Source organism: Pseudoalteromonas lipolytica (assembly GCF_900116435.1).
Lineage (GTDB): Bacteria > Pseudomonadota > Gammaproteobacteria > Enterobacterales > Alteromonadaceae > Pseudoalteromonas > Pseudoalteromonas lipolytica.
Map to the genome: position 1 here is coordinate 50,882 of NZ_FPAZ01000014.1, position 12,835 is coordinate 63,716.

At 42.2% G+C, this 12,835-nt stretch carries 10 protein-coding genes; 6 read left to right on the forward strand and 4 right to left on the reverse strand.

Annotation, left to right across the window (positions count from 1 at the left end; translation table 11 throughout):
- Nucleotide 1: 1 nt before the first annotated feature.
- From BM378_RS14960 to BM378_RS14970, 3 genes are all read left to right on the forward strand, one after another.
- Nucleotides 2-2,452 (forward strand): ABC transporter permease, encoded by a 2,451-nt coding sequence (locus BM378_RS14960; RefSeq protein ID WP_074989504.1) that lies wholly within the window; start codon nt 2-4, stop codon nt 2,450-2,452.
- A gap of 64 nt (nt 2,453-2,516) precedes the next feature.
- Nucleotides 2,517-3,893, forward strand: coding sequence for a sigma-54-dependent transcriptional regulator (locus BM378_RS14965; RefSeq protein WP_074989505.1), 1,377 nt, complete (start codon nt 2,517-2,519; stop codon nt 3,891-3,893).
- Nucleotides 3,894-5,180, forward strand: a complete 1,287-nt coding sequence (locus tag BM378_RS14970; RefSeq protein ID WP_074989506.1) for a sensor histidine kinase — start codon at nt 3,894-3,896, stop codon at nt 5,178-5,180. It abuts the gene before it with no gap.
- A gap of 37 nt (nt 5,181-5,217) precedes the next feature.
- Here BM378_RS14970 and BM378_RS14975 read toward each other — a convergent pair whose 3' ends face one another.
- Both BM378_RS14975 and ylqF read right to left on the reverse strand, forming a co-directional pair.
- Nucleotides 5,218-8,667, reverse strand: coding sequence for a PAS domain-containing hybrid sensor histidine kinase/response regulator (locus tag BM378_RS14975; protein WP_074989507.1), 3,450 nt, complete (start codon nt 8,665-8,667; stop codon nt 5,218-5,220).
- Between the two features lie 457 nt (nt 8,668-9,124).
- Nucleotides 9,125-10,069, reverse strand: coding sequence for a ribosome biogenesis GTPase YlqF (gene ylqF / locus BM378_RS14980; RefSeq protein ID WP_065979469.1), 945 nt, complete (start codon nt 10,067-10,069; stop codon nt 9,125-9,127).
- Nucleotides 10,070-10,160: 91 nt separating this feature from the next.
- Between ylqF and BM378_RS14985 the strand changes: the two genes are divergently transcribed.
- Together BM378_RS14985 and BM378_RS14990 are read left to right on the forward strand one after the other, a co-directional pair.
- Nucleotides 10,161-10,697, forward strand: a complete 537-nt coding sequence (locus BM378_RS14985; protein WP_036973580.1) for a YaeQ family protein — start codon at nt 10,161-10,163, stop codon at nt 10,695-10,697.
- Between the two features lie 8 nt (nt 10,698-10,705).
- Nucleotides 10,706-11,308 carry a PGAP1-like alpha/beta domain-containing protein gene (locus tag BM378_RS14990; RefSeq protein ID WP_065979470.1) on the forward strand — a complete coding sequence of 201 codons (603 nt, stop codon included), beginning with the start codon at nt 10,706-10,708 and terminating at the stop codon, nt 11,306-11,308.
- Nucleotides 11,309-11,315: 7 nt separating this feature from the next.
- Here BM378_RS14990 and BM378_RS14995 read toward each other — a convergent pair whose 3' ends face one another.
- A complete protein-coding gene (locus BM378_RS14995; RefSeq protein ID WP_036973582.1) occupies nt 11,316-11,525 on the reverse strand; it encodes a hypothetical protein in 210 nt (69 codons plus the stop codon).
- 369 nt (nt 11,526-11,894) lie between these two features.
- Between BM378_RS14995 and BM378_RS15000 the strand changes: the two genes are divergently transcribed.
- Nucleotides 11,895-12,368 carry a Dps family protein gene (locus tag BM378_RS15000; protein ID WP_065979471.1) on the forward strand — a complete coding sequence of 158 codons (474 nt, stop codon included), beginning with the start codon at nt 11,895-11,897 and terminating at the stop codon, nt 12,366-12,368.
- 44 nt (nt 12,369-12,412) lie between these two features.
- Here the strand turns inward: BM378_RS15000 and BM378_RS15005 are convergent, their stop codons facing one another.
- On the reverse strand, nt 12,413-12,814 hold the full coding sequence (locus BM378_RS15005) for a hypothetical protein (protein ID WP_036973584.1): 402 nt from the start codon (nt 12,812-12,814) through the stop codon (nt 12,413-12,415).
- Nucleotides 12,815-12,835: the final 21 nt, after the last annotated feature.

The following is a 12,835-nucleotide window of genomic DNA, read 5'->3' on the forward strand; positions in this document are numbered from 1 at the left end:
CATGAAACTAACCAAAATACGCACTCAATTGAGTTTAGCGTGGGCATCTCTGATGAATGCTCCCGGCTTTGTAACGGCGGTTATCGCAACATTGGCACTCACCCTCGCCACCTTGTTTGTGGTACTCAGTTTAGTAAATAGCTACTTTTTAAAGCCACTGGATGTCTACGATGAAAATCGCATGGTGGTCGTTGAACAATCCCTTACCTATGATGACTACGACGCCACCGGCTTTCAAAGTTATCAGTCGATGGTGCATTGGCTCAAGCATAATCAAAGCTTCGAGCAAAGTATGATGATCAATGCTGGCGAGGAAATCTTTGCCAACCTCGATGGCCAACCAAAAGAACCGGTACTTTATGTGGGCGGCAATTATTTTGACTTGTTGCACACCCCATTCTTACTAGGGCAAGGTTTTGACCTTGGCGAAACACTAGAAACACCCGACGATCGCGTAGTGATTTCAGCCAACTTTTGGCGCAAGCATTACAGCAGCGATCCGAATATTATTGGTAAGACACTCTCAGTAATGGCCGGTAAAACCGATTATGTTCACCGTATCGTGGGGGTTGTTGATGATTCATTTAGCCCACCTTATATGTTTAAAGCAAGTGATGTTGAAGTGTGGTTTCCATCAAGCGCCGACCGTCGTTTTTTTCACAATGAAGACTGGCAAAGCCCGTGGACAAACACCTTTAAAAACTTAAAGCTAATTGCCGTTTTAAAACCCGGCGTAACAATTGAGCAAGTTAAAGTCGACTTAAAACAACAAATTGACACCATAAAATCAGAATGGCTCAACAATGGCGGCATTACCGATGTAAAACCCGAAGTAACCGCCTATCGCGACGTTGAATTAGGCAAAAATGATGACTTAAGCTTAATGATGCTTGCAGGAGCCGTGGGCTTATTAATCATTGCGGTGCTGAACGTCAGTACTTTATTTTTCTCGCGTGCGCTGGCGCAACATAAAACCCTCGCTTTGCAAGCAGTGCTCGGTGCTAAACGAAAAACCTTGTTTAATAGCATATTCTTACAGTCACTGATTCTAATGACTTTGTCGGTCAGTATTGCACTGTTTTTAGCAGTCTGGGGCATTCGCTTATTTAAAGTATTGGCCGAAGGGCGTTTACCTTTGGTTAATAGCCTTGCTGTTGATAGTACACTGGTGATCGTTGCAGTGCTTTTATGTATTGCACTTGCCACTATTTTCTCACTGATAACAGCGCGTTTAGTGAATTACAAAACCCTAAACACGCAAATGCAGAACAGTGGTAAAGGCGGGGTATCACAAGTATCTGGCCGTACGGTACGCATTTTAATTGGCTCACAAATGTTTGTGGCCGCCCTACTCGTTAGCTTTTCGGTAATGGTTGTGAGCAAAGCCCTCGGTACGATTAACCGCCCTTTAGGCAGTGACACTGAGAACCTCTATTTTGCCAACCTGTTCCAGCCAAATAATCAAATGTCATTGGCTGAGCGCTACGAGCACATGCTGCAATACAAGCAAGTTTTACTTAATAGCGAAGGCATTGAAGATGTGGCCCTCGGTCACAGCCCGGTGTCGCCAAGACAAAACGCCAATACCCTGACTGATGTTAATGGTAAAAGCTCAATTTTCTTCCCAAGTCAGTGGGTGGGGCCTGATTACTTTGCTTTAGTTAACACGCAAATTCTCGCGGGGCGCACTTTTACTGAGCAAGCAATACGCGGTGAAACCAACGAGATACTGGTGTCACAAAGCGTGGCAGAAAACTTATTACCCGATCAAGATTATCGCAATATTATTGGTAAATCTTATCAAGGCCTGGAAGAAAAAATGTTTGAAGTGGTCGGCGTAACCGAAGACTTTAATCACCCAAAATACTACGACGAGTCGTTTGGCCGTCATATTTGGTGGCCGGCCCAGCCGTATAGCTATTTTTTCACAATTAAAGCCTCTGAAGGCGTTAAGCTAACCAATAAACAAATACTTAATACACTAAAAGAAAAGAACAGCGACTTAACCATGTGGCAGTTTAATGACTTACAACACGAGTACGACAATTTACTGTATATGAGCCGACTAACTGTGGTTCTGTGTAGTACCTTAGCGCTATTTACTCTATTATTAGCGGCAATCGGTATTTTTGGGGTACTGAGCTACAACCTTGGTCTGCGCCGTTATGAATTCGGTATACGCATGGCTTTAGGTGCTAAAAAAGCACGTTTATTCAAACTGATGAGTGTTGAAGCGATTATCCCTGTTTTAATTGGTTTTAGTGTCGCGTTGGCTGCTGTGATTGCTGGTTTTTACTTATTACAAGGGCAGCTAATGTCTTGGCTGGTACTTGATGTAAGGCTGCAATTACTCGCTTGGAGCATTACCTTATGTATTGCCCTATTCGCTTGCTTTAGGCCTTTGGTTTTACTGCTTAAAGCAAAACCTATGGCTGCACTGCGTAACGATTAACAGCACAAAACGGTGGCTTAAGTGCTAACTTAAGCCACATCAACAGGACAAAAAGAAAAACATCATGGACAAAATCTTAGTCATTGACGATCAAGCTGATGTGCGTCTGGCTGCAACCGTTGCATTACAACAACTCGGCTTACAATGCCTTGAAGCGGAAGGCCCTGAACACGCTTTTGACGTGTTGAAATCAGAACATATTAGCTTAATTTTACTCGACATGAACTACAAACTCGACACCACATCGGGTGAGGAAGGACTGCGTTTTTTAAAGCAACTAAATACGTTAGGTTCAACCATTCCCGTGATCGTAATGACGGCGTGGGCAAGCATTGATGTCGCCGTTAAAGCCATGCAATTAGGCGCGGTCGATTTTGTCGAAAAGCCATGGAATAATTTGCGCTTAACAGCGGTGGTGCAACAGCAGTTAAAACTAAAACAAAGCCACCATGATAATGCCTGCTTAAAAGCACTTACCAATAACACACACGCTAGCTATATAGCCCATTCTGAGGTAATGCAAAAACTACTCGCCAAAGCAGAGCGCGCCGCAAAAACCGATGCCAGTATTTTAATTACCGGCGAAAATGGCACAGGCAAAAGCTTACTGGCCAATTATATCCACCAGCATTCTATACGCAGTGACAAACGCTATGTAAGCGTAAATATAGGCGCCATTGCACCATCACTCTTTGAAAGCGAATTATTTGGCCATAAAAAAGGGGCGTTTACTGACGCCAAAGAAGATCGCTTAGGGCGTTTTGAAATTGCCGAAGGGGGCACTTTATTTCTTGATGAGATAGCCACTTTGAGCCTTGAACTACAAAGCAAAATGCTGCGCGTGCTCGAAAGCAAAGAATTTGAGGTATTAGGTTCAAGCCAGACCAGAACCGCCGATGTTCGGATTATTTCGGCAACCAACTCAGAACTTGCAACAGCGATTGAGCAAGGTGAATTCCGCCGTGATTTACTGTTTAGACTCAACACCATTGAGCTACATATTCCTGCACTTCGCGACAGAAAAGCGGATATTGCCCCCTTAGCGGAGCATTTATTACTCACTCATGGTAAAAAATACCAACGTTCAAATATGTCGCTAAGTAACTCAGCCATCGAGGCATTAGAACAATACAGTTGGCCGGGTAATATTCGTGAACTGAGCCACTGCATTGAACGTGCTGTGATCATGAGTGACAACATCAATATTCAAGCAAGCGATCTCATTTTAGATCAACCTAGCTGCGAGCAACCAAATAACAGTGCAGATAAAACGCTGCCCTTATTGCCCCTTGAAGAGCTTGAAAAACAGATGATTCAAAAAGCATTGCTGCAATTTAATGGCAATGTGATTGCTGCTGGCGAATTTTTAGGGTTAAGTAAATCAGCTATTTATCGTCGCATTGATAAACACCAACTTGACCTAAAAGAAGTAGACCGTTAAATGGGTGCAAAGCAATCGTTAGAGAAGCGTGTAAAACGTTATTATTCTGTGGTGTTAATTGCTCTATTCACATTGGGCATCGCACTCACATTGACCCTAAAGCTCGACTGGTTCGCCAGCATCAGTTTACTGCTGCCTTTTATTAGCGTAAGCGCATTTGCATTAATTAAAAGCTACCGCCTGATCACCGATGTCGTAGAGCGTTTTGGTTTACAGCTTGACGCACTCGCCAACGACGAGAGCAATAGCTGGCATTTAGCTTTTTATGAAAGTGGCCGGGTTGCCTCACTCAAAAACGACTTTGCTAAGCTGAGCGATAAAATAGCGAAAAACAAACGCCACTATATGCAAACCGAAGAGTTTGTATTTGAGTTTGCGAGCATGCTAGATTTACCCATTGTGATATTAGACCCACATAGCTTGGTATATTTTAGCAACCGTGCTTTTTTAAACAGTATACAAAATAGCAATATAGAAGGTAAAACTGCCAGTGAGCTGGGGTTAACACTTCAAGACGGGCAATGGCAGCAGCAAAAAAGCGCCCCCTTTACACAGCGCTTTCAGATAGCCTCTCAAACTTTTTGGCGGGCTGGCAGAAGCTTTGAATTACTGACCTTTTTTTCTATCGAGAAACAACTTCGCGAAAACGAGCAGCTTGTCTGGCAGCGCCTCATTCGGGTATTAAATCACGAAGTTCGTAACTCCCTCACCCCGATTTATTCAATGAGCCAATCGCTGCAAACCATGAAGCGTCAGGGGCAAATAAGCAATCACGATGATCTTGCTCAAGATATGCTGCAAGTCATCGAAAAACGCGCCCAGCACTTGTTAGACTTTGTGAGCAGTTACAGTGCCTTTGCAAAACTACCACCTGCAAACAAACAACCGATAAGCAACGAGCAATTAAATACGCGTTTAACAGCTATCTTCCCTGAGCTCGTTATAAATAGCAGCGAAAAGCTGCATTTTAGTGCCGATTTAGGGCAACTCGAACAAGCCTTAATCAACCTGATAAAAAATGCCTTTGAAGCAGGTAGCAATTCTGCTCCTAGCCTCACTTGGTCAAGACAAGGTGATAACTTAAATATTGAAATTAGCGACCAAGGTTGTGGCATTCAAAACCCCGACAACCTATTTGTGCCATTTTACTCAACCAAAGCTAACGGCACAGGCATAGGACTGATAATCACCCGCGAACTAATACGCAATCAAGGTGGCGAGCTTACTTTAACGTCGCAGCCAGCGCACGGAACACAAGCAAAAGTGAGCGTGCCCTGCAGCGCTTAATTAAAACGCATACCGCTGCTAACGATCATCGTACAGATTAAGTCAGTCGCTTAATCATACGCTTTAATGCGGGCGCTTTCAGTGGCTTATAAAGCAACGGATAGCCCGCATCGAGAACTAACTCGCGTATACCCTCGTCATGGTTTGCGGTATTTACAATTGCAGGCAGTGTTGTTAAGCCTGCTTGCTCTATTACCTCAAGACCCGTAACACCATCATCAAGTTGATAATCAATGATCAGCAACTGCGGCAAGGGCTGCTCAGCTTTTAATTGTTCCAGCTCAGCTAAGTTAGTTGCCGTAGAGATTTCGCATCCCCAGTTTTCAAGTAACTGCTTTAACGCCTCTAATACATTGCTATCGTTATCCAGCAGCCAAATCCTTAATTGCCCAAGCTCTGTTTCTTGCGATATTTCAGCATGTTGTGCCTGCTTTGGTGCAGTGCTAACTTTGCACGGTAAGGTTAAAGTAAACTGTGTACCTTTGCCCAGCTCAGAGCCCATTACGAGCGGTATTTTTAATAAGTCGCAAATACGTTTTGTAATGGCAAGGCCTAACCCAAGTCCTTCAGCACTCGGTTTAACACCCAACTGCTTAAACTCTTGGAATATGGTGTGTTGATCACCGGCAGCAATTCCAATCCCTGTATCTTCAACAATAAACGATACATGGTCATCATCGTGATGCATTTTCAGGCGAACTTCGCCGTGCTCCGTATAACGAATTGCATTGCTGAGTAAATTGCGAAGCACACGACGCAATAATGCTTTGTCTGTATGCAAACGGACATCACATGTTTCTAAAATGAACTTTAACCCTTTGTCACTTGCTAACGCTTCGTAATCATTGCGCAATGGTTCAACCAAACTACTGATGGCAAATTCACTCATTTGCACTTTAAATGATCCCGAATCAAGTTTAGTTAACTCTAAAATACTCGATAACAATTCTTCAGCACTGCCGAGCGAATTCTTAATATTCATTGCCAGTTCTTTAAGTTCTGTGTCTTGGGCTTTTTCATTCATTAAGGAACAAAATAAGCTCGCAGCATTAAATGGCTGTAATAAATCATGGCTGGCAGCTGCAAAAAAGCGCGTTTTACTGACGGTTGCTTGCTCGGCGACTTGTTTTGCCATTGATAGCTCTTGGTTCGCTTGAGTGAGTGCTAAGGTCCGTGCCGCCACTTTTTCTTCAAGGCTAACATTGGCCTCTGTGAGTGCTTTTTGTTGTTTTACAAATTCAGTAATATCTGTGTAAGTCGTTACAAAGCCACCACCTGGCAGCGGATTACCTTGCATTTCAAACACGCGGCCATCATTGTGTGAGCGCTGATATTTATACGCACTGCCTTGGCGCAAATACGCCAAGCGTTTTTCAACTTCACTGGTCATACTTTCACCGCTAAACAAGCCACGCTCAGCATTAAAGCGAATAATATCGGCAACTGGACGACCGATATACAAGGCATCATCTGGGTAAGCAAACATGTTTTTGTAGCCTTGATTCCAAGCAACTAAACGCAGTTCACTGTCGACTACACTGATACCTTGCTGAATATTTTCTATGGTTGATTGCAACAGGTCACGATTAAATTTCAATACTTGGCTTGCTTCATCAACAAATTCAGCAACTTGCTCAAGAGGTTGGCGCTGCTCATTTTTGGCAACATCCAAGATAAGGCGTGCTGAAGCGCCCCCGATGACCGCCGACATTTCACGCTCTACGAGTAACTCAAGTTCAACATTTGCGGGCCGCTTCCATTTACTTTTATCTTCAGGAAAATAGTGATTTACCAGCGATTGCCCCGCTTCTTTTTCAGCAAAGCGCTGCAATAAAGCCCCTAAATCGTGATAACTTAAAGGCTGCAAATGGTTACTTACACGAGATTCATTTCCTTGAGCAACAAACTTATTACTTTGTAAACGCTCAGCCAGTGTTGCACGACTAAACAGAGGCACCAAAAAGTACACCAAACAATTCGCACCCAACGATAACAATAAAGCCTGACTGATACTTTCAAGACCCAGCGAAAATAAATCAGTCGGTGCAAGCCAGCTAATGTGCCAAGGGCCATCAACCAACCATTGGCTATCGTTACCTAATCCGCCCGCTAAATTGGGCAATAATAACGTGTAACCCCAAATAATAAAGCCACTCAAAATACCCAGTTGTGCACCCCGGCAAGACGCTTGTCGCCACCACAAACCAATGATCATGGCCGGTGAAAATTGGGCGACCAACGTAAACGACATCAAACCAACATTAGCTAAGGTAGTGCTTTCGCCTAAAACCCGATGCGTGAAGTAACTTAATAATAAAATCAGTACGATAACGATTTTACGCGCATGCAAAAGGTTATTTTTATCCAAGCCTCGGCTACTCGACGTGAGTTGTGAGCGGCGTAAAATGAATTGGTTAATAAAGTCATTGGTGATCATCACCGAGAGTACAATTGCCGACACAATCACCATACTCGTCGCCGCTGAAAAGCCGCCTAAAAAGGCCAACAATGCAACAAAGGCATCGTCTGCGGCCATGGGTAATGCCAATACAAAGGTATCGTAGCCTACGTCTTGTCCTTGAAAATAAATAAGCCCGGCATACGCAATCGGCAAAATAAACAAGTTGATAAGTAATAAGTAAATAGGAAACAGCCAACGTGCTGAAGCCAGTTCTTTATCGTTATTTTTTTCAATAAAGCTCATATGAAACTGACGTGGTAAGCACAAGGTAGCCAAAATACCCAAGAGAGTATGTGCAACATACACATAGGTCGGACTCTGTGAAGCCGCAACTTGTTGGTCAATATTTAATTGTTGTGCCGTTTCAAAAAGAGCGATGGGACTGTCGAATAAAACGAAGCATACGTATAAACCAACCGCTAAAAATGCCAGAAGTTTCACCACCGACTCAAAGGCAATACTGGCGATTAAACCGGGGTTATGTTCACTGGGTTTTAAGCGTCTTGCACCAAATAAAATTGCAAATAACGCCAACAAGAGCGTGATATAAAAAGTACTGTCGGCCCATACCTCACTGCTTTGTGTCACTGCTCGGTCGGTTAGTAAATTAATACTTTGTGCGGTCGCACTGAGTTGCAACGAAATATACGGTACAATAGCAATCACAGAAATTAGCGATATTAAGCCCGACAAGCTTGATGATTGACCATAACGAGTCGCGATAAAGTCAGCCATGGAAGTGATTTTTTGCTGTCTACAAATATGGGCAATTCGGCAGTAAATCTGCCAGCCAAAAATAAACAGCAGAATCGTGCCAGCGTACGTTGGAGCTAACCACCAGCCGTTATAAGCTGCTTGCGCCGTAGTGCCAAAAAAAGCCCACGACGTACAATACACGCCCAACGACAAACCATAAGTTAAGCCTTTAAAAGGCAACACCTTTCTTTTATCAGCCCAGCCTGCAACAGCAAATAAAATTGCTAAATAAACAATCGCAAGTAGGCTTATTGACCAAATTGAAAACATCGCATGTGATTTTTTTAATTATTATGACACCAGCATAGTTTTTATTGGCGCTAATTTACAGCCTAACTTTAGTGCTAATGCGTGTAATAGCTATACTTTGAAGAAAATAAAAATTAAATGAGAATTATTTGCAATAGAGTGTTGACAGATATCTAAATCTAATTGATAATCAATATCAACAAGACGGAAAAAGCATTACGGATTGTAATAGCTGTTCGCTTAATTACGTATTTTGGCGAATTGTTATCGGAATAAACTGATTTGTTTCTCGACCCTGAAACACGTGTGGCCCACGATAAAGCTAAGATCGCTTGTTGCTAACCGCAGCGCCCCTTGATGTTGGCAACAGGCGATCGCCCTACTTATTTTACTTGCTACATTGCTCATATCGGTGACGGTAGATATGAAACTAAAAAAGCCCTTACGGGCTTTTTTTATGTCTGCAAATAAAGTGTGATTAACGGCGGTTTTTACGAGCACGCGCTCGGCGCTGTTTTTTCTCTTCTTCTTTTGCTGCTTTTTTAGCTTCTGCCGCAGCGCGAAGCTCTGCCACCATGCGCTCTTCTTCTTCACGCATTGCGGGGGTTTCCATGGTAATTCGACCAATAATGCCATCACGTAATTCATTTATCAGAATTTCTGACATTTTATAGGTATCAATTTGATTACCACCACGGATACAGCCACGCTTTTTTCCGGCCATTTCAACAAATTCCCAGTCAGACTCAGGTAATTCGTCAATCTTATAACGGCTTTTTAAAAGCTCAGGGTATGCGTGCAATAAATACTCCGCCGTGTAGCTTGCCACTTCCTCATAATCAATCGCAGTATCACGAATCGCACCTGTTGCACCTAAACGATAACCTGAGTTTTCGTTTTCTACTTTTGGCCACAACATGCCTGGCGTGTCGTACAACATAATGCCATCATCAAGTTTAATGCGTTGCTGGGCTTTGGTTACAGCAGGTTCATTACCCGTTTTTGCAACAATTCGGCCAGCTAAGGTATTGATTAACGTTGATTTACCTACGTTTGGAATACCCATTATCATGGCTTTTATTTGCTTATCTGCACCCACTTTATGCGGCACTAACTTTTTACAAAGCTCATTAATACGATGCACTTCACCCGCTTTATCATTCCCAAAATCAATTGCTTTAACACCGCTTTGTTGTTCAAAGTAGTCTTTCCACGCTTGCGTGAGTTTAGGATCAGCAAGGTCAGCTTTATTCATGATTTTAATAACGGGTTTATCACCGCGAAGCGCTGTAACCATCGGGTTTTCACTACTATAAGGAATACGGGCATCAAGCACCTCAATGATCACATCCATTTGTGGCATGATTTCTTTAATTTCGTTACGGGCTTTGTTCATGTGACCCGGGAACCACTGGATTGCCATGTTTTACTCCTACAAGATAATTTCACGGTATTTTAACTGGCTCAGCAGTTAATTGCGCTATAATGACGCAAATTTTTTCAAGTAAGCAGTTATGGCTCTTAAATCAACCATTATAAAAGCACACATATCGCTGAGCGATATGGACCGACACCTGTATCAAGATTTCAATCTAACCCTTGCTCAGCACCCATCAGAGACCGAGCAGCGACTGATGATCCGCTTGCTGGCATTTGCACTTAATGCCCGTGAAGGGTTGGAGTTTACCAAAGGCTTGTGTGCTGATGATGAACCTGAGCTTTGGCACATAAACTACAGCGAAGAAATTGAGTTATGGATTGAGCTTGGTCTACCTGATGAAAAGCGTTTGAAAAAAGCCTGTAACAAAGCTAAACAGGTTATTTTGTATACTTACGGCGAAAATAACCAAACTATTTGGTGGCAAAAGCATCAACCTAAGTTGTATGATTTTAAAAACTTAAGTATTTTTAGCCTCGATTATGCTGCGACTCAAGCATTAGCCGCACTGGCAGACCGTAATATTAAGCTTACGATTACGATTCAAGACGGTGAGGTATGGGTGAGCTCAGACACAGCAAATATCGAAATTAAACCTCAGCAACTCATGTAAGGAATGCGATGGCAATTAGGCAGGTTGTAGTATTACACGGACTTTATATGTCGGGCTTTGTGATGCGCCCTCTGTGCGCACGTCTTGAAAAATCAGGGCTTAATATACTCAATTTGACCTACAATACGCTGTCGCCAAATAGAACGGCTATTTTTGACAAGATTGACCGCTTTATTAATGGCAAACCCACAGCAATGGTGTGTCATTCAATGGGCGGTTTAGTCGCCCGAGCCTACCTTGAAGCAAACTCTCTACAAAGCAAACATGTTGAAAAAGTCATTACCTTAGGCACGCCTCATAAAGGCAGCCATATTGCTAAGCAAATGCAGCAAAAAGGCTTCGATATGTTACTTAAAAATAGTGTCGAGTTTTTGTTGTCTGAAAATGGCGACTGGCCGTTTAATGCCAAGCTTTATAGTATTGCAGGCGACTTACCCATTGGATTAATGCCGCTCATTGCTAAAGGCAGTGCCTCCGATGGCACAGTGCTTATAGATGAAACCAAACTCAATGGCATGGCAGAGCACAAGGTGTTTCATTTAAGTCACACCAGTATGATCTACTCACGCCAAGTCATGGATTACATTATTAAGCTTATCAATCAACGTTAGCTGTATTTTATTTCTCAGCACTTGCGGCAACTTTGTAAGAAATTAATACAATAATCCCCAGAATCAACGGCACCGGCGCAGCGATATAACCAAAGGTGTCAAAATTAGCAAAGCTTGCCCCTGCAAGATGACCAACTAAACCGATTACAAACGCAAGTAATGCAATAACAACAACCACTATTTCTGCTTTGTTTTCTTTTACTGTTTTACCGTCCATTTTTGTTCTCCTAGCTAAATGCGGTAAAGGTATTATGCGCTTCTGCTGCGTTGATTTTTTGACCTAAATCAAGTTCTAAATCGGCGTGTATATTAGCTAAAGCAAAACTTGTTTTAGATCATATTTTCACCTTCATTAAAAAATAATCACTTTTTATGGTAGTTTTTTACGTCATTTGCCCCAAGTTTATAGAAGAGTACTTCGAGGTTATGCTGATAGTGGACGACTGATTCAAAATGCGTATTGATAGCTAAAACCTATCACCCCGTTCGAATTAAACCATTTTACAGATTAATAAAAATGGCCAATACTTGATATCACGCACTAGCAAGTAACCTATTCACGATTATTTTTTTAAGGAGCTAATCTATGTCACAGGTAAATGCAATTGGTTTAAACAGCGCAAAAAGTGAAGATATCGTAAAATCTCTCAATACTTTATTAAGCTGCTACCAAATTCAATATATGAATGCACGTGGCTTTCATTGGAATATTAAAGGTCGTAACTTTTTTGAATTACACCTTAAATTTGAAGAAATTTATAACCTACTTCTTGAAAAAGTAGATGAAATTGCAGAGCGTATTTTGACACTTGGTGGCGCACCTGTTCATGCGTTTTCAGAATACCTCGAAGCAAGTAAGATTAATGAAGCGAAGAACATTACTGAAGGCACCGCAGCCGTTGAAAACCTATTAGCAGGTTACAGCACACTTATTCAGATGCAGCGCGAAATTTTAACAGAAGCTGGCGATGCTGATGACGAAGGGACTGCATCACTAATGAGTGATTACATTAAAGAACAAGAAAAACTTGTTTGGATGTTAAAAGCTTACTTAGGCTAGGCCGTTACTTTACATCACTTGAAAAGCCCTCTATGAGGGCTTTTTTATTTTAACCACTTTCTCAGATGACTGTATTCTGGCCTGTCTTCAAAAAAGCTATCAGCATTGTGATGAAAGTTAATATCCATATCGACACCCGACCATATTGTCTCGAGTAAATTGCGCGCAATTATATTTGCTTTGATATAGTCAACGCGTTTGTAACCACGTGCTTTTATAGCTTGAAAATACGCCTTCGCGGTTTCAATACTATCTGCCGTTGCTAATTCAAATTGCGCTAAATTAACAACAGCATACTGAATTGAGTGCTCAGGGTATTTCATTATTTCTTGAGCAACTTCAACACTAAACGAAGCAACAGCTTCTTTATTAAAACTGCCACTTATTTCCACATAAATCACTGGCGGTTCAATAAAGTAACACCAATCACCGTGGGCTTTAAACATGCTCACCCCTTAAAATACAAC